Origin of the sequence: Proteus sp. STS61-E (assembly GCF_040932335.1) — a bacterium.
In the GTDB taxonomy this organism is placed as follows: domain Bacteria; phylum Pseudomonadota; class Gammaproteobacteria; order Enterobacterales; family Enterobacteriaceae; genus Proteus; species Proteus mirabilis_B.
Window position 1 is genome coordinate 678,293 of record NZ_JBFQGE010000001.1, and the last position, 23,066, is coordinate 701,358.

General features: G+C 34.2%; 24 protein-coding genes. 12 read left to right on the forward strand and 12 right to left on the reverse strand.

Annotated elements, in window-relative coordinates:
• Positions 1-3: 3 nt before the first annotated feature.
• Both minD and minC read right to left on the reverse strand, forming a co-directional pair.
• A complete protein-coding gene (gene minD, locus AB4J89_RS03195) occupies positions 4-816 on the reverse strand; it encodes a septum site-determining protein MinD (protein WP_023582090.1) in 813 nt (270 codons plus the stop codon).
• Between the two features lie 22 nt (positions 817-838).
• On the reverse strand, positions 839-1,540 hold the full coding sequence (gene minC, locus AB4J89_RS03200; RefSeq protein ID WP_311754883.1) for a septum site-determining protein MinC: 702 nt from the start codon (positions 1,538-1,540) through the stop codon (positions 839-841).
• Positions 1,541-1,673: 133 nt separating this feature from the next.
• On the opposite strand from minC, the gene AB4J89_RS03205 reads away from it, so the two are divergent.
• The 6 genes from AB4J89_RS03205 to AB4J89_RS03230 all read left to right on the forward strand — a co-directional run bounded on the left by AB4J89_RS03205 (position 1,674) and on the right by AB4J89_RS03230 (position 6,094).
• Entirely contained in the window at positions 1,674-1,961 is a 288-nt protein-coding gene (locus AB4J89_RS03205; RefSeq protein ID WP_069369136.1) for a YcgL domain-containing protein, read from the forward strand.
• 24 nt (positions 1,962-1,985) lie between these two features.
• The gene (locus AB4J89_RS03210) at positions 1,986-3,113 is read left to right on the forward strand and encodes a lytic transglycosylase domain-containing protein (RefSeq protein WP_088495472.1); all 1,128 of its coding nucleotides are present in this window, start codon (positions 1,986-1,988) and stop codon (positions 3,111-3,113) included.
• A gap of 53 nt (positions 3,114-3,166) precedes the next feature.
• The gene (locus tag AB4J89_RS03215; protein ID WP_075671101.1) at positions 3,167-3,823 is read left to right on the forward strand and encodes a fumarylacetoacetate hydrolase family protein; all 657 of its coding nucleotides are present in this window, start codon (positions 3,167-3,169) and stop codon (positions 3,821-3,823) included.
• Between the two features lie 36 nt (positions 3,824-3,859).
• The gene (locus AB4J89_RS03220; protein WP_088495473.1) at positions 3,860-4,303 is read left to right on the forward strand and encodes a YcgN family cysteine cluster protein; all 444 of its coding nucleotides are present in this window, start codon (positions 3,860-3,862) and stop codon (positions 4,301-4,303) included.
• 58 nt (positions 4,304-4,361) lie between these two features.
• Entirely contained in the window at positions 4,362-4,838 is a 477-nt protein-coding gene (locus tag AB4J89_RS03225; protein WP_088495474.1) for a DUF6392 family protein, read from the forward strand.
• A gap of 524 nt (positions 4,839-5,362) precedes the next feature.
• The gene (locus AB4J89_RS03230) at positions 5,363-6,094 is read left to right on the forward strand and encodes a DNA/RNA non-specific endonuclease (protein ID WP_227719050.1); all 732 of its coding nucleotides are present in this window, start codon (positions 5,363-5,365) and stop codon (positions 6,092-6,094) included.
• 82 nt (positions 6,095-6,176) lie between these two features.
• Here the strand turns inward: AB4J89_RS03230 and fetB are convergent, their stop codons facing one another.
• The 4 genes from fetB to AB4J89_RS03250 form a co-directional block, all read right to left on the reverse strand.
• A complete protein-coding gene (gene fetB, locus AB4J89_RS03235; protein ID WP_088496032.1) occupies positions 6,177-6,950 on the reverse strand; it encodes an iron export ABC transporter permease subunit FetB in 774 nt (257 codons plus the stop codon).
• 50 nt (positions 6,951-7,000) lie between these two features.
• Positions 7,001-7,651, reverse strand: a complete 651-nt coding sequence (fetA, locus tag AB4J89_RS03240; RefSeq protein WP_368468034.1) for an iron ABC transporter ATP-binding protein FetA — start codon at positions 7,649-7,651, stop codon at positions 7,001-7,003.
• 219 nt (positions 7,652-7,870) lie between these two features.
• On the reverse strand, positions 7,871-8,830 hold the full coding sequence (locus AB4J89_RS03245; protein ID WP_368468035.1) for an acyl-CoA thioester hydrolase/BAAT C-terminal domain-containing protein: 960 nt from the start codon (positions 8,828-8,830) through the stop codon (positions 7,871-7,873).
• Between the two features lie 182 nt (positions 8,831-9,012).
• On the reverse strand, positions 9,013-9,927 hold the full coding sequence (locus AB4J89_RS03250; RefSeq protein WP_368468037.1) for a helix-turn-helix domain-containing protein: 915 nt from the start codon (positions 9,925-9,927) through the stop codon (positions 9,013-9,015).
• Between the two features lie 90 nt (positions 9,928-10,017).
• On the opposite strand from AB4J89_RS03250, the gene AB4J89_RS03255 reads away from it, so the two are divergent.
• The 3 genes from AB4J89_RS03255 (at position 10,018) to AB4J89_RS03265 (ending at position 13,299) form a co-directional block, all read left to right on the forward strand.
• Positions 10,018-10,638 (forward strand): TetR family transcriptional regulator, encoded by a 621-nt coding sequence (locus tag AB4J89_RS03255; RefSeq protein ID WP_088495479.1) that lies wholly within the window; start codon positions 10,018-10,020, stop codon positions 10,636-10,638.
• 65 nt (positions 10,639-10,703) lie between these two features.
• A complete protein-coding gene (locus AB4J89_RS03260; RefSeq protein ID WP_088495480.1) occupies positions 10,704-11,180 on the forward strand; it encodes an NUDIX hydrolase in 477 nt (158 codons plus the stop codon).
• Between the two features lie 520 nt (positions 11,181-11,700).
• A complete protein-coding gene (locus tag AB4J89_RS03265; protein ID WP_311754881.1) occupies positions 11,701-13,299 on the forward strand; it encodes a methyl-accepting chemotaxis protein in 1,599 nt (532 codons plus the stop codon).
• Between the two features lie 89 nt (positions 13,300-13,388).
• On the opposite strand, the gene AB4J89_RS03270 is transcribed toward AB4J89_RS03265, so the two are convergent.
• Positions 13,389-14,387 carry a 2-hydroxyacid dehydrogenase gene (locus tag AB4J89_RS03270; protein WP_088495482.1) on the reverse strand — a complete coding sequence of 333 codons (999 nt, stop codon included), beginning with the start codon at positions 14,385-14,387 and terminating at the stop codon, positions 13,389-13,391.
• 149 nt (positions 14,388-14,536) lie between these two features.
• Here AB4J89_RS03270 and AB4J89_RS03275 point away from each other — a divergent pair, with 149 nt between their 5' ends.
• From AB4J89_RS03275 to AB4J89_RS03285, 3 genes are read left to right on the forward strand one after another with little or no spacing between them, the layout of a single operon-like run.
• Positions 14,537-17,173 (forward strand): YdbH family protein, encoded by a 2,637-nt coding sequence (locus AB4J89_RS03275; RefSeq protein WP_368468040.1) that lies wholly within the window; start codon positions 14,537-14,539, stop codon positions 17,171-17,173.
• The gene (locus tag AB4J89_RS03280; RefSeq protein ID WP_088495484.1) at positions 17,170-17,376 is read left to right on the forward strand and encodes a YnbE family lipoprotein; all 207 of its coding nucleotides are present in this window, start codon (positions 17,170-17,172) and stop codon (positions 17,374-17,376) included. The genes AB4J89_RS03275 and AB4J89_RS03280 overlap by 4 nt, the downstream gene beginning before the upstream one ends.
• Positions 17,377-17,386: 10 nt before the next feature.
• On the forward strand, positions 17,387-17,719 hold the full coding sequence (locus tag AB4J89_RS03285; RefSeq protein ID WP_088495485.1) for a YdbL family protein: 333 nt from the start codon (positions 17,387-17,389) through the stop codon (positions 17,717-17,719).
• Positions 17,720-17,801: 82 nt separating this feature from the next.
• Here the strand turns inward: AB4J89_RS03285 and AB4J89_RS03290 are convergent, their stop codons facing one another.
• The 5 genes from AB4J89_RS03290 to AB4J89_RS03310 form a co-directional block, all read right to left on the reverse strand.
• Entirely contained in the window at positions 17,802-18,353 is a 552-nt protein-coding gene (locus tag AB4J89_RS03290) for a fimbrial protein (RefSeq protein ID WP_311754878.1), read from the reverse strand.
• A 26-nt stretch (positions 18,354-18,379) separates the two neighbouring features.
• Positions 18,380-20,749 carry a fimbria/pilus outer membrane usher protein gene (locus AB4J89_RS03295; RefSeq protein WP_368468043.1) on the reverse strand — a complete coding sequence of 790 codons (2,370 nt, stop codon included), beginning with the start codon at positions 20,747-20,749 and terminating at the stop codon, positions 18,380-18,382.
• Positions 20,739-21,434 carry a molecular chaperone gene (locus AB4J89_RS03300; protein ID WP_311754876.1) on the reverse strand — a complete coding sequence of 232 codons (696 nt, stop codon included), beginning with the start codon at positions 21,432-21,434 and terminating at the stop codon, positions 20,739-20,741. Before AB4J89_RS03300 ends, AB4J89_RS03295 begins: the two co-directional genes overlap by 11 nt.
• A 77-nt stretch (positions 21,435-21,511) precedes the next feature.
• Complete coding sequence (locus AB4J89_RS03305; protein ID WP_368468045.1) at positions 21,512-22,060, reverse strand: fimbrial protein; 549 nt, start codon at positions 22,058-22,060, stop codon at positions 21,512-21,514.
• A gap of 357 nt (positions 22,061-22,417) precedes the next feature.
• Positions 22,418-23,041 carry an FMN-dependent NADH-azoreductase gene (locus AB4J89_RS03310; protein WP_088495492.1) on the reverse strand — a complete coding sequence of 208 codons (624 nt, stop codon included), beginning with the start codon at positions 23,039-23,041 and terminating at the stop codon, positions 22,418-22,420.
• Between the last annotated feature and the right edge of the window lie 25 nt (positions 23,042-23,066).

A 23,066-nucleotide genomic window follows, 5' to 3' on the forward strand; every position in this document is an offset into this window, starting at 1 on the left:
CTTTTACCCCCCAAAAAGGCGTTTCAGAAAGCCTTTTTTCTCTTCTTCAATAAAACGGAATGGATGTTCTTCACCTAACAAACGATTTACTGTATCTGAATAGGCTTTACCTGCATCAGATTCGCCATCTAAAATAACAGGTTCACCTTGGTTAGATGAACGTAAAACAGATTGATCTTCTGGAATAACACCCAATAGTGGAATGCATAGAATTTCAAGAACATCTTCCATACTTAACATGTCACCACGGTTAACGCGGCCAGGATTATAACGAGTTAATAGCAGATGTTCTTTAATTGGATCTTCACCACGTTCAGCACGACGTGATTTAGAGGCAAGAATGCCTAAAATACGGTCGGAGTCACGTACAGATGATACTTCAGGGTTTGTTGTGATAATAGCTTCATCTGCGAAATAAAGGGCCATTAATGCGCCACTTTCAATACCCGCAGGAGAGTCACAAATAATAAAGTCAAAACCCATTTCATCGAGTTCATCTAATACTTGTTCTACACCATCACGGGTGAGAGCGTCTTTATCTCTTGTTTGTGATGCAGGGAGAATAAACAAATTTTCTGTACGCTTATCTTTAATCAATGCTTGATTTAAAGATGCATCGCCCTGAATAACATTAACAAAATCATAAACAACCCTACGTTCACAACCCATGATAAGGTCTAAATTACGTAACCCAATATCAAAGTCGATAACAACCGTCTTATGACCTTTTTGAGCGAGGCCGGTAGAAATGGCCGCGCTGGAAGTTGTTTTACCAACCCCACCTTTACCTGACGTAACAACAATAATGCGTGCCATGGAGTGATTCCTTGTCGATGCTCTAAATTAAGTTCTCGATTGTTAATTCATTCTCTTGCAGACTCAGTTGTACTGACTTACCAACAAAGTCCGTAGGAATTTGGTCGCTTAGCCAATATTGACCAGCAATAGAAACAAGTTCAGCAGACAGATGTGTACAAAAAATATGGCTCTCTTTATCACCCGATGCGCCTGCAAGTACGCGTCCACGCAATACACCGTAGACATGAACATTGCCATCAGCAATTAATTCAGCACCTGCACTCACATTACTAATAACAACTAAATCGCTATTTTGTGCATAAATTCGCTGACCTGAACGAACAGGAGCATGGATGATTTTTGTTTTTTGACGAACAACTGCCGGAGCTTCATTCGTTTTATCGTTATTTGCCTGAGTGCTTGGCTTAACTATTTTACCTTCATTTAAGATAGGTAACTGTGCGGCAATTATCGCTTCTTTCTGTTGAGCGTCTGAACTACCACTAATTCCCACGACTCGTAAGCCAGCATCTTCTACAATTCGCCTCAGTTTTTTAAAATCAATATTCTCATCTGCTAAAGCAGAGACATTGATAACCACAGGTGCGTTTTTCAGAAATTGAGGCGCTTGTGCAATTTTTTCTGAAATAGCCTGACGAATAACTTTCGGTGTTCCATCGTTTAAATGGAGTACTGAAAGGGTAAAATTACTGCCTTTTAACTCAATGGGCGTGTTTGACATCTATCTGACTCAGTAAATTTTTTATAATCTGGCACAAAAAACCAGAGACGATATTACGAAAGTATATAAGCATGTTATATTTACTAAAATATTCAGGCAAGTCGCTTATTTTAATAATTAGAGTTTAATGAAAATGATTTGTGCAATTTACCGTAGTACCAAACGTGATCAAACTTATTTATACATCGAAAAAAAGGATGATTTCTCTCGAATTCCGGACGAATTATTACAAAGTTTTGGCGAACCACAATTTTCAATGTTGCTTAATCTCGCGGATAGACAGCGTTTAGCGCATGCTGACATTGAAAAAGTCAAAAAAGCATTAGTTGAGCAGGGTTTTTACTTACAAGTTCCACCACCTGTCGAAAGTATGTTAAATGCTTATTTAGATGAATTAAAAAAATCAGAAAAAACTGAATAAATCATCGAGATAAAAGGAGCATAAATGTTCAAATATTCATTCATCGCTGTGATTGTTTCCGGTTTAATGTTATCTGCGTGTACTAATAGCCAACAAAAGTTGGCTGAAAGACAAATTACCGCACCAGAGGCAACGGCAGTTGAAACACAAAAAATGCCTCGATGGAAACAAGTGGATGTTGCATCGTTAGAACAAGCGTTTCCTAAAGAAACTCGTACTTCTGCACAATTTCCTGCTTATGTTGAAGCATTGAAATTGAAAGCCGCTCAATTGGGATATAAACAAGAAACAATAGATTTTGCTTTTTCAGAAGCACATTTTATTGAACGAGTGATTAAATCAGACCGTAATCAGCCGGAAAAGAAAATTACACTCGATGTTTATTTACCACGCATTGTCACCAACGGCCGTTTAAACCAAGGTGCTAAACTCTATCAAGAGAATCAAGATACTCTAGAACAAATCAGCAAAAAATATGGTGTACCTGCAAACTATATTGTTGCGTTATGGGGACTTGAGAGTGGCTTTGGTAAGGTGCAAGGCAAAGAAGATGTTGTCTCTGCACTTGCAACGCTCGCATTTGAAGGCCGTCGAGAAGAACTCTTTGCCCGTCAATTAATGGCAGCATTAGAGATTATTGAGGAAGGACATATCCCTCAGGGACAGCGCCTTAAAGGCTCCTGGGCAGGAGCGATGGGACAAACTCAGTTTATGCCATCTTCTTTCCTAACTTATGCCGCAGATGGCAATGGTGATGGAAAAATCGATATTTGGAATACTCAAGAAGACGCATTTGCTTCGGCTGCTAACTATTTGGCGACGGAAGGTTGGAAAAGTGGACTTCCTTGGGGAGAACAGGTTACTTTATCGGTAGATTTTAACCAACAGCTTGAAGGTATTAAGACCGAACAGAAAAAAACGGTCGCTCAATGGAAAGCATTGGGTGTTCAATTACCAGCAAATAGTCAATTGAACGATACTATGCCTGTATGGTTAATTATTCCTGATGATGATTTGCACAGAAGCTATTTAGTGACACAGAACTTCCGTACGATTATGCATTGGAACAGCTCTTACTTTTTTGCCCTTAGCATTGTCACAATGGCTGATGGCGTTGCTAATAAAATAAATTCACTGCCTAACGCGAGCTAATCACGTTTTTACAGTGAAATAAAACACAGCAATTTACCTAAAAGGAACACATTATGTATCAACATCGTGATTGGGAAGGTGCGTTACTTGATTTTCCTGTCAATAAAGTAATTTGCGTTGGTAGTAACTATGCAAATCACATTAAAGAGATGGGATCAGTTCGCTCAGAAGAGCCTGTGATTTTTATCAAACCAGAAACAGCTATGTGTGATATTCGCCAACCTATTGCTATCCCAAAAGATATGGGGGCGGTTCACCACGAAATTGAATTAGCAGTACTTATTGGTCAGCCACTTAAACAAGCTAATGAAGATAGAGTTGATCGTGCAATTGCGGGTTTCGGTATTGGCCTTGATCTCACATTGCGTGATTTACAAGGTAAATTGAAAAAAGCAGGGCAGCCGTGGGAAAAAAGTAAAGCGTTTGATGGCTCTGCACCATTATCTGGCTTTATCCCTGTCAATTCATTTGGCGACCCGCAAAACGCGGATTTAATGTTACGTGTTAATGACGAGATTCGTCAGCAGGGTAACAGTCGTGATATGCTAACCCCTGTTTTACCCCTTATCAGCTATATGTCTCGCTTTTTTACCCTACGTCCTGGTGATGTGATTTTAACGGGAACACCTGAAGGTGTTGGCCCTCTAGAATCAGGCGATATGTTGGTATTAAGTGTTAATGAACATCAGCTGACAACGCGGGTTATTTAATTCGTATTAGATGAGCAATAAGGTAATAACGTAGAGATGACACAGGCTTTTTGGCAGACTAAAACATTGGATGAAATGAGTGATGATGAGTGGGAATCGCTCTGTGACGGGTGTGGGCAGTGTTGTTTACACAAGTTAATGGATGATGATACTGACGAGATATATTTTACCAATGTCGCTTGTAATCAGCTAAATATTAAAACCTGCCAATGCAGTAATTACGAAGATCGTTTCCGTTATGAGCCAGATTGTATCAAGCTTACACGGTATAATTTACCGACATTTGAGTGGTTACCAATGACATGTGCGTATCGTCTGTTAGCAGAAGGTAAAACGTTACAAAGCTGGCATCCGCTTATTGCAGGTAATAAAGCAAAAATGCACCAAGGTAATATTTCTGTAAGATATATTGCAGTGCCAGAAACTGAAGTTGAAGATTGGGAAGATCATATTCTTAATCGTCCGAAAGGACGTGGTTAATTTCTTATTTTCATTAAAAAGCTCCTTTATAGGAGCTTTTTGTTAAGGAATATAAGTAATGACAATAGATATTGCTGGGCTAATTGCTCAATTAGGGAAAAAATATCAAGATGTTTACGATCAAAATTTAATTCCTTATAAGTCCAAACCTAAAAGTGGCAGTTTAGCGATGAGAAAAGAATCTCTTCACTTATATTTTGAGCCGTATGGTGTCGGTTTAAGTGAAATCACGCTGACACTATTTGATGAAAAAACAAAGCAATTTCATTTCCCTCATGCACTTCCTTTCGGGTTACAGCCATTAATGACACAAGAGTGGTTACATGCTCATTATGGAAAACCGATCCGTTTTTCTAAAAAGAAAATTGTGATGTCACTTCCTTTAGGTGAAGCGGAAGTCTTTGAATTACCTAATAATAATCAGGTTATTTTTATCGCCAGATACCCTTACGTTGGTGAGAATGTGGTGATTTCGCTTACCTTTGAATTACGCGAAAGCTTAGAAAAACGATGGGATGTTAACTATACAGCTTGATATTACATTAAAGATAAAAAATTCCCCTTTTGATGTTAATAATAGAATAAATCATTCACCAAATAATTTTTTTAAGAAAATCTATTGACTAAATGGGAAATATAGTTCACTATTATTCTCATGGTGGGAGATTTGAATTTCACCAACCCAATGAATAAATGCCTCGCTTATGCGGGGCTTTTTGCATTCTAGGGTTGTGAAAACCTCCATCATATTTCGTAGCAAAATTCTGAGTCATATTCAGTGATTGAAACGTACATCATTATTAAAATGATGCGTTTTTCTTCGCCGTTTATTACCTGAATTTACTGAAAGAGAAGATTGGATTTTCTCTTATTTGAACATCAAAACTCGCTTCGGCGAGTTTTTTTGTTTCTTCATTTTATAAAAAGGAATTTTATATGAAACGTATTACCCCAATTGTTTTATCACTGCTTATGGTTTCAACCAGTTATGCCAATTCAGAGATGACAGTAGTACCTGAACTTGAAACTCAATCATCTGCTGTTGCGCGTGATACTTCAATGCGTGCAATGAATGATGAAAACTGTGGTATTGGTTGTCCATTAGGTGGCAGTGAAACCACTATTCAACGCGATGTTTATACATTAAATAATAATAGCGAAACCAAGTTTGCAGATTGGGTTGCTTATTTAGTGACTAAAGACAGTATTGGTAGTGGTAAAGCACGTAACTGGAAAAAAGATCCGGCTTTAGGTAATGATGAAACCTTATCGCCAACGGATTACAAAAATGCCAATGCCACATTAAAAGTTGACCGTGGTCATCAGGCTCCTCTCGCTTCATTAGCTGCGTTACCAGGTTGGAATGCGCTTAACTATCTTTCTAATATTACACCGCAAAAAGCAGACTTAAACCAAGGTGCTTGGGTGCGATTAGAAGATCAAGAGCGTAATTTGGCAAAAGAAGGCCACAAAGTCTTTACAGTTACAGGACCTATCTACGAAAGAGATATGGGTAAATTGCCAAGTACAGATAAAGATCACACAATCCCAAGTGCTTATTTTAAAGTGGTTTTTCTAAATGATTCACCAGAAAGCTCCTCTTATGCAGCATTTATTATGGATCAACAAACACCGAAAAAAGCAAATTTCTGTGAATTCCAAGTAACGGCAGCAGAAGTGGAAGCTCGTACTGGTTTAACACTTTGGAGTCAGTTACCTGAAAGTGCTCAAGGTGTGAAATCTCAAGCCGGTGAGTTAGTCAAAAAAATGGGATGTACGGTATTAAAATAAGCTTTTAAACCAACCTCTCAGTAAGTAATAAAAAAGGTCACTTTATTAAGTGACCTTTTTAAATATTGCTAAATAGATATATTTAGCGGTTTTCAAAATTAATAAGCTGGTGGCGCTGATTAAAAAACTTCTTATAGGTTAAATAGCAAGCAATAATGGTTGAAATACTGGCTGTTGCCATCAACATAAAAGTCACCATAATTTGATATTTAACGGCTTGTAATGGATCAACACCAGCAAATATAAGCCCTGACATCATACCCGGCAAACTCACAATACCGACAGTTTTTGCTGCATCAACCGTTGGGATTAATGAAGATTTAATGCTATCTCGAATAATACTCATTGAAGCTAACTTAGGTGTTGCACCAAGGCTTAACATTTCTTGCAATTGCTGTTGTTGATTTTGAAAACGTTGACCTAAATTATTATAACAAAGCCCCGTTGCTATCATTGCATTACCTGCAATCATCCCCGTAATTGGAATAATTTGAATGGGTGTAAAAGCAATGGAACTAGTGAGCAATAAAATAGTTAAAGTTAATAATGCCCCAGTCGTAATAGCGGTAAAAGAGATCAGAAAGATATCTTTAACATATTTACTCCGCTTTTTAGCATTATGGGCTGCGTTATAGCAGATAAATAACACCATTAAGAAAGTAAGAATAAAATGGTCAACATGGAAAATATAGGTCAATACATAGCCAACAATTAATAGTTGAACAATGGCTCTTGCTGTACTCCAAATAATATCTTTTTCTAAAGCTAGTTTTTCTTTACGGCTAATAAAAATGGCCACGAGAACTAATAAAAGCGAGAAAATTAGAGATTCATTGCTTATCGTATGTTCGTTCATAATATTATGTTCGCTCATAACAAAAGGGTGACTGATAAAAAAATAAAAAATCAGGCATCATTGTGAGAAGGTAATAAGATCACATCATTAGCATGTTTTATTTCATTTTGATCGTGAGTGACCCATAACACAGCGAGATTTTGATCTTTAACGTAGTGGTGAATAACATCATTCACTTTTGTTTTATTATCTTCATCTAATGCGCTTGTTATCTCATCAAGTAATAAGATTTTTGGCATAAATTGTAGATTTCTTATCAGTGAAATACGTTGTTTTTCGCCTCCCGAAAGTTCATTAATTCCCTTTTTCATAATGGATGTAGGCAAACAAAAATAATCCAAATCATGGGCTATTTTCTTATCATCCACAGAGCGTTTTCGTAAGAAATAAGGAAATTTAAGGTTATCGTAAACAGTCTCACCAAATAACATAGGTGTTTGAGTACAATAAGAAACTTGCTGGCGATATTCTTCAGGTGAAAACGTTAGATAGTCTTTATTTTCAAAGAAAATTGAACCACTGGTAGGTGATAGTAGTGAAGCGACAATCTTGAGTAAGGTGCTTTTACCACAACCTGAAGGGCCTGTGATAAGTTTAAATTCAGAAGGTTGAAGTTCAAAATTGATATTATCAAGGATAGTTTTGTTATCGACTCGATAACCTATTTTATCAAGACGTAAAAGTGCAGTCGTGCTTTCCATTCTTATCCCAAACTTAAAAGAGAGAATAATTATCATTATACAGAGTTAACGATATAAAGATCCTGCTTTAAATCAGTTAGTAAGCAAATTTGTTACTATTTAAGTATAGGATAATAAGAATATGAGCCAATAAAAAAGATAAATTTATTTTTCTCGATTGACTAAAAAATGCCAAGTAAAATTAATAAACCTGAAATTAAAGTAATACTTGATAGCGCTTCATTTAGTCAAAAATAACCTAAGATCCCCGCTTTCGGATTGTTTTTCATATTGAGAGTACCAATGCTTTATATCATTGATTATTTCATTCGTTAAACGCTCGCCTTGTTCATTATAAAATCCATGATCTAACTTATCGTATTTAATAAACTTCACATTAGGTTGGTTGATATCTTGGCTTAATTGATTAAATGCATCGACATTTACATTCGCGTCATTAAGTGTCTGAATAATTAAGATAGGGGTATGCTGATTGCTTTTAATTACGTTAAGTAAATCAATAGCAAAATATTGTTGCCACCATAATTTACTGTGCTCACTGACAAATTGTTCATCATCGATTTGATTATTTTTGATGGCATCAGCAAATTGCTGAAAGCCATCTAGAGCATCTTTAATGTGCTCTTTAGGTGTGGTAAGACGAATATTATAAAGAACATCATCAAGAAAAAAACGACCCCCACCATTTAGTGCAATAGCCGCTTTTATATCATCGCGTTTAGCTACCACTAAATGCGCCATCGTGGCACCTTCACTTCCACCAATTAAAATAATATTCGGATACTGTGACGATAATTTATCTAACACAGCCTCATAATCTTCAGTTCGTTGTTTAGGATTATCATGAAGCTTATAGGTTTCAGGGCAATCAGCACGTTCACCATCATATTGTGAATAAGGTAATTGAGCAGTAATACCGTATTTTTCTACCATTAAAACATCACTATTGGGTAACCACTGACCAAAGGTTTCTTGAATAAAGGTATTATTTTTAATGCTGTTACAGTCAGAGCCTTGCATTAACACCAAGAGAGTTTGATTTTTTTCAGCTCGTTTATCTAAGTAATAGCTAATTTCACTGCCATCTTTACGTGAGAGTAAATGTGTCGATATTTCGGCATAACTTGCAAAAGAAGGAAGCAAAAACGTAGAGAGTAAAAATAGAAGTGAAGTGCGCATGGTCACCTTGTTTGTTTTCGTAGGGATGTAATAAGAAATTTTATTTTAATAATAAGTAAACAGCTAATTTAGTGAATTATTGTACAGAAACAAGCGAAGAAAAGTTTATCGCACAGATAGTCTCTATAAAATTAATTTACTCTTAATAAAATAGCCTGAAAATTCAGGCTATCTGGGGATCATCAATGAATGGGAACGAAATAATCAATCTCTAAGGTTCTAGGTAATTCCATTAAATCAACATCAGTTTCTATACTGACATATCTTTCAATATCGGCACCTAAGCGACGACATAAACCTAATGCGGGAAGGGTATAAAAATAAATTTTCATCGCAAACTGTTTATATTCTTCTAGCGTTCCCTTAAATTGGAATCTGACATAGCGTCCTGCCTCAATCACTCTTTTTCTAAAACCACTGGTTTTTGTGAAATGATCTAAGCTATTTAACCCAATTTCATAATCAATCTGGATTTTATTTTTACGTAATGTGTTCGGTTGGTATGAAATAAGCACAGTACTTTCTGTAAAGTTTTTATCCGTATACAGTAAAAAATCATTCCAAAATTGGTGGCGAATATCTTCGTGCAATTTACCTATATCTTCGATAGAGCAAAAATACTGATATTGCATCCCATAAACGTAACTTTCAGGTAACTCCATAATTTTAGGAATAGGCAAATCAACAACATCAAAATTGATTGGTGGCTGAAAGTTATCACCACAAAGATTATCTAGTTTACGATATTCTGTGGGTGTTACACCAAAGGTGGCTTTAAAACGACGCGTAAATGATTGCTGGGAATCAAACTGATAACGCAATGCCACAGTCAGAATAGGCAATTTAGTTAATCGTAATTCGGTTGCCGCTTTTGTTAAACGCCTTCCTCGAATATACGAAGCAAGTGTTAATCCCGTCGCTTGTTTAAATACGCGTTGTAAATGCCATTTGGTATAACCAGAACGGATCGCAACGTCATCAAGTAGCAACGGTTTTTCCAGATTCACCTCAATCCAGAGAAGAAGTTCTTTGATAATTTCTATATTAAAAGTGGATAAGGTATTTGAGGGGGTAAGCCCATTGTACTGAGATGACATGATAATTTCCTGAAAATATTTTGTTCAGTTTACACGAAACTGATACCCATATATTATTACATACTTATGGTATGTTTTAAGGGTTTTATCATGAAAATAAAATCACGGCAACAAGAGAATTCAGAGCAAACGCGCACTGCATTACGTGAAGCTGCGCAAGAACTATTTATAAATCAGAACTATTGTGATGTTTCCGTTGATGAAATATCACGTCACGCAAGAGTAACGAAAGGGGCTTTTTATCACCACTTTAGTAATAAGAAAGCACTATTAAAAGAGTGCTACCTTTTTCAGGTTGATAAGGTCGTCGAAAAACTGGTTCAAATTCCTACCTATGATGATCAGTGGCAAGAGTTAGAGGTTATTTTTAGTTTCTGTGTAGATCATATTTATCAACATAAAAATAAGCTTATTCCCTTACAAGAAATAATTTCTGTTCTAGGTTGGAAAGAATGGGATGAAATTGATTCACAAATTCTTATTCCTCGAATTAAAAAGTGTGTAGATACCCTCTATAACAAACAAGAAATTTGTACTTATTCTCCTGATATTGTCGTGAATTTAATTTATGGATTTGTCACGCATATCGCGATTAATTTAAAGAATGAAGCTACATTACCTGAAAATGCCTGTAAGGACTTTAAAACGATATTTTCTGATTTTTTAATGGGCATAAAACAATCTTCAATAAATGCGAAAGACCATAAATAGCACAAAAATAGTGATGGATTGATGTACATTGGATCAAAATACACAAAGTAAGGGTTCAGAATATTATGACAATAGAAGTGCCTAAGAGTCATTTCACCGCAACGGGCATTGTATTCAATGAGCAGGGCAAATTCCTTCTCCATTTACATTCTAAAATAGGCTGTTGGTTACCACCAGGTGGTCATATAGAAGAGAATGAAGAGCCACAAGATGCAGTATTAAGAGAAATAGAAGAAGAAACAGGTTTACTGTGTGAGTGTCTTTGTTATCAACCTGAATTTAGCCTTAACCTAAATAACAATGATGTTATTGAACTTGTAAAACCGCTCGCCATTTTAAAAGAACCCATTCAGGATAAAAAACAAGGATTTCATTATCACATCGATATGATTTACCTTTGTAAGCCGTTAAAAAATAGCCAATTAACAAATAAATCTTTCCAATGGCTCTCTTTGGATGAAGTTAAAAAATTAGAAACGCCATTGAATGTGATAAGACTTATTGAACTAACTGAAAAACTATTAATAAAGAAAATTATTTAAATTTCTTAATAAAGCTAAATTACTCATAATAAATAAACAATAAAAGCAGTTTTTAGAAACTGCTTTATTTTTATTGGAAATAAATCACTTTTAAAACTCACTATAATTTAACTTTGAAGTTAAATAAATTAATGTTAATAGGTAAATACACCTATTAAATATTAATGTGAAAATACACAAATAAAATTACAAAAACTAAAAAATTATTAATAAATTATCTTTTTCTGAGTAAAATCACCTTCATTGCGGGATATTGTATAGTTAATTTGTATCTGGATGGATAAAACAATCGTTTATTTCATAAATGAAAAATGGTTTTCACTGCACTCTAAAGTTTTTCCTCATTATTACCGACATTATAAACAAAGGCAGATCCTACGAGCCTTTATATTCTAATGAATAAATTTTAGCCTTATTTTATTTACACCAGGGAATATGCTCTTTGTCAGAGAAAGAGTGCATTCTGATATCTTACAAATGTACAGATAAAAAATTCTGTATATTTTGATGGAATATGACCATGTTTAAAAATATCAGTATAGAAAAGACCGTTAAGGTCATGCTGGCCATTTTATTTGCGTTGATTATGAGCATTATTTATTTTAGTTATGATGCTTCCACTCGATCCTATAATAATTTCGTTTCATCAAATAGCCTAAGTCAGCAAATGTTACTTATGGGCAAAGCGCGATATCAAATGGCCGTGATCAGGGCAAATATTAATGGATTAGATGGGCAATTACGCGTTAATGAAAAACCCTCAGCAAAATACTTTCACCAAACTGCAGAATATATTGAAATAACGCGTGAAGAGATCCACCGTTGGTCAGACACGGAAAAACTCACCTTAGAAGGGCGAGAACTAGCCGATGATATGACAAAACGTTTTGATGAATTGCTCGATATCTTTACTGGCGCACTAGAGAGATTGCGTAGAGGTGAGCTAACAACACACTCAGCCAGTGTTAAAATGGATGAGCTTAATGATATCACGATGCAATATTACGCTGTGGCTAATGGTATCGAGAATAGCTATATCGATATTGCAAAAACATCTCAAGAACGTTTAATGCTGGTGTCAATTACGACAGGTATTATTGTTATTCTTTTATTTTTCATTATATTACGTTGGTTCTCCCATACCTTTATTGGCAATATCAAAATATTAATCAATATCTTTAGTAAGATGAGTCAAGGCGATTTAAGTATGCGTGTAGATAATCACGGTACTAATGAATTTGGTCAGCTATTCAATGAAATGAATAAGATGAAAAATTCATTAAGCCATATGATTTCTTCCGTGAAAAATGCCGTTAATACTATTAGTGTTAGTGCAAGTGAAATCGCAACAGGAAATACAGATTTATCATCTCGAACTGAAGAGCAGGCTAGCGCATTACAAGAAACTGTTGCCAGTATGGAGCAAATTAAAACAACAGTTGAGAAAAATGCGGATAACTCACGTGAAGCTAGCAAATTAGCACTAACAGCAACCGCATCTGCTCAAAACGGTGAAAATGTGATGGATAGCGTGGTAGAAACCATGTCTTCAATCTCTGAGAGCGCGAAGAAAATTGCAGACATCAATGACATTATTAACAGCATTGCCAATCAAACGAATATTTTGTCATTAAATGCGGCAGTTGAAGCGGCAAGAGCGGGTGAACAAGGTAGAGGATTTACCGTTGTAGCATCTGAAGTGCGTAGTTTGGCTAGCCGCAGTGCGGAAGCTGCGAAAGAGATCAATGATTTGATAACACACTCTGTTAATAAAGTGCATGTTGGCTCTCAGCAAGTTGCTCAAGCTGGACGCTCAATGTCAGAGATCGTCACAACCATTAATCAGGTGAATGACTTTATGCAACAGATAGCCCTTGCTTCTAATGAACAAAGCATGGGGATTAACCAAATCGCATTGGCTGTTAGTGAAATGGACACCGTTACTCAGCAAAATGCGGCATTGGTTGAAGAATCAGCGGCTATCACAGCGAATATGGATGATGAAGCTCATCAATTAGCTAAATTAGTTTCACAATTTAAAGTAGATGAAGAGAAAGAAACACTTTCACGCTTTGATCCCACACAATCAGCGGAAGCTATCGAGACTCAACAAAAATAAGTGCCATATCGCTAATCAATAAAATAGGCCCCCTTTGCTAATTTATGGCGAAGGGGGCTTTTTATTGCATTTATTCTAAGTGATTAGAATTAAGCTTTGATCTGATTAACGCATTCATTACCTGAAGCAACGTCTTTAATATTGTGCAGTGTTGTTTCGCTAATACTAATCAATGCTTCTTCTGTTAAGAAAGCTTGGTGTCCTGTAAATAACACGTTATGGCAAGAAGATAGGCGGCGGAAAATATCATCTTGAATAACGTCATTTGATTTATCTTCAAAGAAAAGGTCACGCTCATTTTCATAAACGTCCATTCCCAATGCACCAATTTTACCTTGTTTTAATGCATTAATAGCAGCAGCAGAATCCACTAAAGCACCACGACTGGTGTTAATAATCATCACACCATCTTTCATTTGTGCAAAAGCAGTTTCATTTAATAAATGGTGATTATCTGCGGTTAATGGGCAATGCAACGAAATAACATTAGAATTCGCATAGAGTGTTGCCAAATCGACATATTCTGCACCTAAATCAAGTACTGCTTGATTTGGATAAGGATCATAAGCAAGTAGCTTCATGCCAAAGCCTTTTAATATGCGCAATGTTGCTAATCCTATTTTACCTGTGCCAATAATACCGGCAGTACGATTATGCATATTAAAGCCAGTTAAGCCTTCTAATGAGAAGTTTGCATCACGAGTACGTTGATAAGCTCTGTGTATACGACGATTAAGTGATAGCATCATACCAACAGCATGTTCTGCAATAGCCTCTGGTGAATAAGCCGGCACACGGACAACCGTTATACCTAATTCAGCCGCAGCTTCTAAATCGACGTTATTGAATCCTGCGCAGCGTAATGCGAGGATACGTATATTAAGGCTAGCAAGCTCTTGTAAAACCGCACGATTTGCATCGTCATTGACGAAAATACAAACAGCATCAGCGCCAACGGCATTTTTTGCGGTTTGTTCTGTCAAATTAAAATCGAAATATTCAATATCATAATGGTATCCATTATGTTGATTGACCCATTCCATGTGTTTACGATCATAATGTTTAGTACTATAGGAAACGATTTTCATCCAGTCTTCTCTGCTCTCGATTAAATTTTTATTCAGAGGCTGGAAAAACAAGAATTATCCAGCCCCAATATGAAAGAAATTAATACTATCATTATAAACAATTTAGAGAGGTAAGTGGATGATTCAGGTTTGTTTAAAAGGAATATGATGTGTTGTTAAGAAAAACAATCAAATGGACAGGGACGATACTACTAGGCACAGGTCTAATTGGCACTGCTTTATGGGTGTCTATTCCTCGTTGGCTGCCCGTGGTTGCTCACTATTACTTGCCTGAAGGTGTAACACTTTCTTTATCGCAGCCGAAGTTACAGCGCATAGGCGTTTCAGTTGAAAATATCGCATTAAAGGCAGAGGGTTGTACTTTAGCTAATCTTGATAACTTTGTTTTTACTTATCAAAAAGAGCAGATTGATAAACTTCAATTTAATAGCCAGCAACTCGTCATTGATGAACAATGTTTTTCAATGATGCCAGCAAGTAAACAAGAAGAAACTGCAACTGTTCCTCTTGAGATAAATTCACTATTAACTTCAATACCTTATTTATCCGTTAATATCGATAATGTGCTCTTAAAAGAAAATGCTCGTTATCAAGGTGCATTACAACTAAAAACACAAAACAATGGGCGACTAATTACTTACCAAGGAGAAAATGCTCAACTTGGTATTTTCATTAGAGACAACCAATGGCTTGATATTAAAAAGCTTAAAGTGAATTTACCTGATGATAACAATATTGAACTGGCTGCTGAAATAGCGCTTCCTCTAGATATAGCGTCATTACCTGAAAAAGGCACCATCGATGCAACGTTATTAACTTCTCACTATGAACATCCGTTAGTTTTTATTCTTGAATGGGTTGGACAATCCGGCACTATTTCAATTGCCGAACAAGGTGGTGGTCACGCATTGGCTTTATTACCTTGGACTGTCACACCTGAAAATATCGTTATTGAGCAAGGTCGTTGGGAATGGTTTGGATTAGACCAACCGTTACGAGGTGGGGTAAATATTAATATCGCCCAATGGCAAAAAGGGTTAACGGATTTAAGATTAACTGCACGATTAAATGTGATGACAGAAGGCAATGCAGGGAAAGGAAATTTGGTGATATCGATCCCTGAAACGGCAGTAAATTGGCTAGATGCACAAATTCCTATTCAAATCACTGGTGTTGTTAATAAAGAATTAATGCAAGCTAGTGCGCAATTACCCGTTAAAGTCACTGGCATGTTGACAGATCCTACTATCGAATTTCAATCCGGATCTTTATTTCGTTTCAAAGGCCCCGTTACTGAAACACTGACAGTAACAGATGCCCGCTTACCTTTAGCTGGAACCACCTTTTCATCAAAAGGTTTTAATGGGCGTTTAAATGCGATAGTCGTTGCCCAAGACAGTATTTGGGGTGATTACCGCATTCATTTTCAAGGTAAAGCGATTGATTTCTTGCCTGATAATGGAACTTGGCAATGGCGTTATTGGGGAGATGGAAATTTACTACCGTTAAAAGCGCATTGGGATATTGCAGGAACAGGTTATTGGACTGATAAATTAGTGAGTTTTGAGAAACTCAATACAGGTTTTGATGTTTTAAAATATCAACATACTGCAATGACAGCGCCACGATTATCTTTATTAAGTCCATTTCGTTGGTTCAGAGATGATAAAAAGCCGACATTTAATGGAAAGCTAAAATTAACGAGTCAGCGTATTGATTTCCCTGCGGGTGGTTTTTTAGATAAGACAGATTTTATTGCTACGGTTAGTGGTGAATCACCTTTTAATTTTAATGTGAAAGGTGAGTTAAGTGCTAAACCCAATATAGGACCAATTGCAATTAATACACGCTGGGATGGTGCGAGGCTAAGAGGGCAAATGCGTTGGCCTTCACAACCAATTAATGTTTTTCAATCACTAATACCCGCAGATTTAGGCATTACCCTTGATAAAGGTGAATTGTATACACAAGCTGATTTTTCTATTGCACCAGGACAAGGATTAATTGCTGGTGGGCATCTTGTTGTTAAACAAGGCGGAATGTGGCTTAAAGATGGTGTTTTAGAAGGTTTAGATTTTATCTTACCTTGGCGTTTGAATGGAGATGAATGGCAATTAGGGGTTAAACAACCCGTTCAGTTACGAATAAAACGAGTTAATAACCTTTTTGAAATGACCGATATTACGGCAGATCTTCAAGGTTTTTACCCCGCAACTGAAATTAAGCCATTAGTCTTATCTAACGTTAATGTTGCAATGTTGGATGGAACAATATCTTTAGCAAAATTAGCGATACCACAACATGACGCAGCGATTATTTCTATTGATAATATTCAATTAAGTCATCTGTTTACTCTATTAAAAGTGACTCAATTTGCAGCATCAGGTAAAGTGAGTGGCGAATTTCCATTTTTTATTAATAATAATCAATGGATTATTAAAGATGGTTGGCTAGCTAATTCATCTTATTTAACGTTAAGACTTGATAAAGATTTCGTTGATTCAATTGATGATAACAATATGTCAGCGGGTGTTGCTATGGCATGGTTGCGTTATCTAGAGATCAGTCGTTCTTGGACTCGTGTTAATTTAAGCAATTTGGGTGAGTTAGTGCTAGAGGCTGAAATTCATGGAACGAATCCTTTAGAGGATAAACGCCGTCAGGTTAATCTAAATTATCGACATGAAGAAAATGTCTTCCAATTATGGCGAAGTTTACGATTTGGTTCACAATTGGAAGAGTGGTTAGAAAAAAGCTTATCAGATTTAGGGAGTGAGTCAGAGTGAAACCATTATTCTTAAAAAAACTATTTTTATTAGCGGCGATAGTAATGGGAATATCAACGTTAACAGGATGTATTCGATTAGAAGTCGCGACACCAGATAAACCTATAAATATTAATATGAACGTAAAAATTGAACATGAGATTAATGTAAAAATAGACAGACAAGTTGAAGATCTCTTAAAAAATAACAGCGCCATTTTTTAAAGGGTAAATGATGAATTATAAAAAATATCTCTTAAGTTTTGGGCTAATAATGGCTTTAACCAGTACAAATGCTATAGCATTAACACTTGATGAAGCGAGATCACAAGGGTTAGTAGGAGAAACCTTCAGCGGTTATATTGAACTTGTGCAGACAAATAACAAACAAGCTCAACAACTTGTTGATGAAATCAATCAAGCCAGAAAAGCAAAATATACTGAAGTTGCTAAAACTAACCAAGTAACACCAGAATCAGTAGCTCGACTTGCGGGTGAAAAATTAGTCGCAAGAGCTAATGAAGGTGAATTTGTTAAAGGTATTAATGGTAGATGGGTAAAAAAATAGTAACACCTTAAATAAGCATTTAATTTCGTTAAAAGCACGATCTATTATAAATAGCTATCGTGCTTTTCCATAATTGCAATCACTAACTATCGCTAAACGTAACAACATCATCATTTATTTTTATAGTGAACTGAATATTGGATTGTATATAACCGGGTTTTGGAGGTATATCATCTTTTTTTACATAATTAGCAAAAAAATAAAACTCAACTTTGCCATCAATGAGGTTTTCAACAAACTCATTCTCTTTATTAAGATCTAGTGGTCTTTGTTCTTCATTGTATAATAATTGAAATGTAATATTAGCACTTGCACTATCGTCAGTGATCTGATTTTTTAAATAACCGGTATTATTATCAATACTTGAATTTTCAATTTTCAAACGCACTTCGCCATCGCTTTTAGAGCAGTCATTTATAGTAACAATAATAATGTGGCTGTCAGTATCAGCTAATGTTCCCGCTTCATGTGATGAAAAATCATTTTCATTAATAGAAATCTTATCGCTGATATTTTCATAGATATAATCAATATCACAACTTAAAGGAATTTCATGATCACCGCGCCTAGGTGCTGATGATAATGAAAAAGAGATAAGTAGTAACGTAATCATTAAATAGATAGTTTTTTTCATAATTTTCTTAATAGAGATAAATTAGTTTAAATACAATTGATTTCTTTTTTTATTAGTGTGATGTTCTTTTCATTATCATCAATTTCATAGTTAAATTGACACTGCTTATCTTCTCCCCATTTTACTTTTACTAGTCCACTCTCTGTAATGCCAGAAAGAAAAATAATATTATTTTCTGATACTAATCCGTGAGAAATAATATTGCCGTTTTTATCGAACGCGATGACTGTCGATGCAAAGGGAAGTGGAGTCGTTGATTTAAAAATAACACGATAACCCATTTTTATTGGGAAAATTATTTTAGACACTGAGCCTAATGTAGGAATAACATTTTTACTATAAACTTCGGTTTCTGCTTGTTGGGGTAATGTCGTTGCATTTAATTTAATGTTGTTTATTCGATAAGGTGTTATGTTGTTTAAAATTAGATTTCCAAAAATATCTGTTTTCGCTTTTGTTGAAAATGACGTTTTAATTCCAGATATTCCTTGAGTATTAATCAGTGCAAATGTTCTACCTAAGCGAGGAGCAAGGGTAATACCATTAGAATGAAGAACAACTCCTCCATTGATAGAAATATTGTAATTATAACTATCTTCCACTTTGCTTACATTAAATGTGTAAAATTGATAGTTGTTTTGATAACGGGCATTGGTGGAAAAACGGTTGGACTTTCTTTTCTCATCATAAGTGTGTTGATAATTTACTGAATATCCTAAATTGTAATTAAGTAGGGCGCCTCCAATGTTGGTCGTGTTGATATAGTGTTTCTTCTTATTTTGATAGTTTGTTTGATTATTAACCCAATGATAGTGTTCATTACTATTACCTAATGGTATATGGAGATTAAGCGAGAAGAAATGATCAAAAATAGATTTGTCTTTTTTAAAGTTATATTTAAGATTATAGTTTGTTTTATTTATTGAAGATGAAAAAGATGTGCCTAACTCAAAGCTTTTAGATATATCTTTATATGTTTTTTCGTGATATTGAAAAGAAAGATAACCTAAATTATTAATATTTTGCGATAAAGAAACGGAATAGTTTATTTTTACGCTATCTTTTTTTTGAAAATTATCTAAATAATGATAAAAAGATATTCCAGAAGTAAAGTAGGTTTGCGTTTTTGATATGTTTTTTTGATAACGAAATTGATATTTAAATTTATTTTTACTATTTTCATAACTTAAGTCTGTTGCTAAACCACCCAGCATACCTAAATCAAGAGATAGTCCAGATAAATAATTCATATAGTTATCTCGTTTTTTTATCGCGCTATATGAAGTAATTCTTTGACTAAGACCATATGACAATTCACTTAAAAGGAAAATTGAATTTTCTTTATCGCTATTCTTTGGTAACGTACCGGAAATAAAATTATATTGATAACTACCTTTATTTAGTTGATTAGGCAATGATGTGAAATAATGTGTTGAGGTTTTTATTCTCCCATCGGCTTCTTTAACTTCTAAATTGAGTTTTTCACTCCCTAAAACAGGTAATGAATTTATAATAAAAGGACCAGGGGGAACGGTGCTTTCATAAATAACTTTGTCACCTTGTTTAATCACCACTTGAGCTTCAGTATCAGCAATTCCTTCAATAATAGGTTTGTTAGCATAAAGAGTATTATTTGAAATTAAATTATTGGATATTAATTGAAAGCCAATTATTTTATCAGTTGGTAATATTCGTGTTGTAGGTGAGAACTTGCCTCCATAAAAAAGAGCAGAAAAAGAATTAATTTGGCGATAGGTATATAGTGATGAAAGCTTCGATTGGTAACGATTTTTATTCCAATAAAAGCTATTTTGACTGCGTATGCGCCAAGCACCTAAATTAAGACCTGTTTGTAAATTGAGTTTTTGTTCTAGGTCTTTTTTTTGATGATGCCTAATTGAATAGGAATATTGACTAAATAATGCAGTGATCCCATTATCCCAATCTTTTTCATCAATGATTTTATTTTCTCTTTTTATCAATGCTTTTTGTGGAATAATTAAATTTAGTTTCTGATTTGAAAAAGAGTATTTAAAATCAATTGAGTATTCAATTAAAGGGATTATATCTTGATGTTCTTTTTTTATTGAATAAAAATCCTCATCAATACCAAGAGTGATAAAATCATTAACAGAGAGGCAAGGGATCAACTTGTTGTCTATATTTTTAAAATAAAGGAGTTTTGCCATTTTTTTTCTATTGTTGATATGAATAATAGAATAATAAAACCCTTCAGGTTTTTTGTTCTCAAGTAGTTGTTTAATAGTTTCTTTATCAATATTGGAAAATGAATGAGTATAAATTGAGAGTGAACTGTCCTGAGCTATAGTATGTTGATTATAAATAGATATTAAAATCAAAAATGTTAATTTTGTTTTTATATGATTAATAATCATTAATAACTTCCTTATCCGCCACCTCTATAGCTACACCATGTTGATTAAATATTTTCCATTTAACGTTTCCACTTTCTGAAATTATTTTTTTTGTGTTATATTTTTTAAATGGTGGGATTGTTTTACTTTCATTAACTATTAACATCCTATTGAAATATACTGAAGATAGAGCAATAAAATAAGGTGTAGGGTTGTTTATAATAAACTCATTATTTTTATTTTTTAAAAACTCAATCTTTTTATAAGCATCTTTTGCATCTTTTTCTATTGATATAGGTCTATATATTAAATTATATACAGAGTTTATAGAGACATGTAACATATTTTTATTGTTGTCAGAGTTTAATAGGATAGGTATTCTTTTAATGTTTATTCTATATAATGTTTCTCTATCTATTTCTTTTATTTCATCTTTTTTAAATATTTTCAAAGAAAAGGTTTCATCTTTTTCTATCTTGAAAAGAGGTGGGGTTACCATAAAAGGAATTTCATTACTATTTTCTTTATCATAATGTGTAACCCAACTTTGTATAAAGTAATCATTATTTGCTTTGTTGTTTATTTCAATTATTTCTTGATTAGCACTTTCAATAAAAATAAATTTATCTTTATTTATTTCTATTGATGATTGACTATATGTAGGAAAGATGAAAAATAATGCGAAAAATTTAAATTTTTTAAACATATTCTTTGGCTAGCTAGAGTAGAAAGTATAAGTGTTAAAACAAAGCTGGTATTCCAGCTTTGTTGATTTATGGCGTTTTAATCCACAGCAATATCACTATATATAACATCAAAAGTTAAAGTTGATGATACTAAACCTGGTGTCGCATTCATGCCATTAGGTTTCATATAGTTAACATCAAATAAAAATTGTGCACTGTTATTTTCTTTATCTATTTTTGATTTAAATGCATTAGGTTTTTCATTATTTAATTCAATAATATTTTTATCAGTATCAAAAATAGCAATATCAACATTACTACCGTTATTGGCTAAATTTTTTAAAAGTCGTTTAGTTTGTTTTGGTATTTGTAATTGTACGCTATTAATGTTTTCGCTACAGTTAGTAAATTGAATCTCAAGGGGTTGAGCTGGAGTTTTAGCAATATGATCATCACCAAAATTATTCGCTTGAACTGGTGGTAACTCAATAGGTTGTATTTCATCTAGTTGACATCTTGTATTTGGTATAACAGAACCATTAATTGTAATTGTTCCTACATTTTTTTCTGTATATTCAACAGCATTTGATTGAGTTGAAAAAAGTGTTGTAGATAGAATAAATATTGAAAGTAGACTTTTTTTCATTGTAAATTCCATTTATTGAATTAATAAAATTATTTAACTACTGCTATATTACTTAAAGCGATTAAATATTATTGATTTATTTTTTATAAATCAAATCGGTTTTTTATGTAAATATTTATTTATAATATGAATAAAAGAATAAACAATGAAATATGGTTATTAAAATAACCGGTATTTTATTAATGCTTTGAGAATTTGATTAAATTTAGTTTTTCTTGCCATTAAGGTTTCTAAATTATAAATTAGAAATGATTTTTTTATAAAAGAAAAATTAGCATACCTTTGTATTTGATGAGGTATAAAAATTAGATATAAAAAAAGCACCTAAAGTAGGTGCTTTAAGAAAAATATAAATTATTATTTTACTGTAATGCTTCTTGAGCTAATAACAGCATCAATTTCTTTTTGTGCTTGTAGGTGAGATTGCTGTGCGTATTCTTCACCATATGCAGTACCTTCAGCCATAATAAATTGTACGTCATTAATACCGATAAAAGCTAAAAATTGTTTTAGGAATGGAACAATAAGATCAGAAGGTTGATCTTTATGAACACCACCACGACTAGTTAATACAACCGCTTGTTTATTTTCAAGTAAACCAACAGAGCCAGCTTCGGTGTATTTAAATGTTTCACCAGCACGAGCGATATAATCAATGTAATGCTTTAATTGAGCCGAAATTGAAAAGTTATACATTGGTGCAGTAATCACTATCACATCGTGAGCTTTTAATTCACTAATCAACTCATCTGATAATGCTCTGGCTGTTTTTTGTTCATCCGAAAGCATCGCTGTCTCTTTGCCAAAAGCAAATAGCGTAGCTTGATCCAAAGTAGGCACAGGATTTTTAGCGAGGTCACGTACTGTAATCAAGTCATCTTTATGATTATTTTGCCAATTTTCAATTAAGTAATCGGCCATTTTATTACTGTGTGAATAGCTATCTAAAATGCTGGATTTCAGTACAAGGATCTTTTTCATTCTTTTCTCGTGGTCTATAAAATGT

Bases quoted from the DNA above. Each gene is read 5' to 3' on its own strand.
- minD (WP_023582090.1), bottom strand. From the start codon at position 816: ATGGCACGCATTATTGTTGTTACGTCAGGTAAAGGTGGGGTTGGTAAA.
- minC (WP_311754883.1), bottom strand. From the start codon at position 1,540: ATGTCAAACACGCCCATTGAGTTAAAAGGCAGTAATTTTACCCTTTCA.
- AB4J89_RS03205 (WP_069369136.1), top strand. From the start codon at position 1,674: ATGATTTGTGCAATTTACCGTAGTACCAAACGTGATCAAACTTATTTA.
- AB4J89_RS03210 (WP_088495472.1), top strand. From the start codon at position 1,986: ATGTTCAAATATTCATTCATCGCTGTGATTGTTTCCGGTTTAATGTTA.
- AB4J89_RS03215 (WP_075671101.1), top strand. From the start codon at position 3,167: ATGTATCAACATCGTGATTGGGAAGGTGCGTTACTTGATTTTCCTGTC.
- AB4J89_RS03220 (WP_088495473.1), top strand. From the start codon at position 3,860: ATGACACAGGCTTTTTGGCAGACTAAAACATTGGATGAAATGAGTGAT.
- AB4J89_RS03225 (WP_088495474.1), top strand. From the start codon at position 4,362: ATGACAATAGATATTGCTGGGCTAATTGCTCAATTAGGGAAAAAATAT.
- AB4J89_RS03230 (WP_227719050.1), top strand. From the start codon at position 5,363: ATGCGTGCAATGAATGATGAAAACTGTGGTATTGGTTGTCCATTAGGT.
- fetB (WP_088496032.1), bottom strand. From the start codon at position 6,950: ATGAACGAACATACGATAAGCAATGAATCTCTAATTTTCTCGCTTTTA.
- fetA (WP_368468034.1), bottom strand. From the start codon at position 7,651: ATGGAAAGCACGACTGCACTTTTACGTCTTGATAAAATAGGTTATCGA.
- AB4J89_RS03245 (WP_368468035.1), bottom strand. From the start codon at position 8,830: ATGCGCACTTCACTTCTATTTTTACTCTCTACGTTTTTGCTTCCTTCT.
- AB4J89_RS03250 (WP_368468037.1), bottom strand. From the start codon at position 9,927: ATGTCATCTCAGTACAATGGGCTTACCCCCTCAAATACCTTATCCACT.
- AB4J89_RS03255 (WP_088495479.1), top strand. From the start codon at position 10,018: ATGAAAATAAAATCACGGCAACAAGAGAATTCAGAGCAAACGCGCACT.
- AB4J89_RS03260 (WP_088495480.1), top strand. From the start codon at position 10,704: ATGACAATAGAAGTGCCTAAGAGTCATTTCACCGCAACGGGCATTGTA.
- AB4J89_RS03265 (WP_311754881.1), top strand. From the start codon at position 11,701: ATGTTTAAAAATATCAGTATAGAAAAGACCGTTAAGGTCATGCTGGCC.
- AB4J89_RS03270 (WP_088495482.1), bottom strand. From the start codon at position 14,387: ATGAAAATCGTTTCCTATAGTACTAAACATTATGATCGTAAACACATG.
- AB4J89_RS03285 (WP_088495485.1), top strand. From the start codon at position 17,387: ATGAATTATAAAAAATATCTCTTAAGTTTTGGGCTAATAATGGCTTTA.
- AB4J89_RS03290 (WP_311754878.1), bottom strand. From the start codon at position 18,353: ATGAAAAAAACTATCTATTTAATGATTACGTTACTACTTATCTCTTTT.
- AB4J89_RS03295 (WP_368468043.1), bottom strand. From the start codon at position 20,749: ATGATTATTAATCATATAAAAACAAAATTAACATTTTTGATTTTAATA.
- AB4J89_RS03300 (WP_311754876.1), bottom strand. From the start codon at position 21,434: ATGTTTAAAAAATTTAAATTTTTCGCATTATTTTTCATCTTTCCTACA.
- AB4J89_RS03305 (WP_368468045.1), bottom strand. From the start codon at position 22,060: ATGAAAAAAAGTCTACTTTCAATATTTATTCTATCTACAACACTTTTT.
- AB4J89_RS03310 (WP_088495492.1), bottom strand. From the start codon at position 23,041: ATGAAAAAGATCCTTGTACTGAAATCCAGCATTTTAGATAGCTATTCA.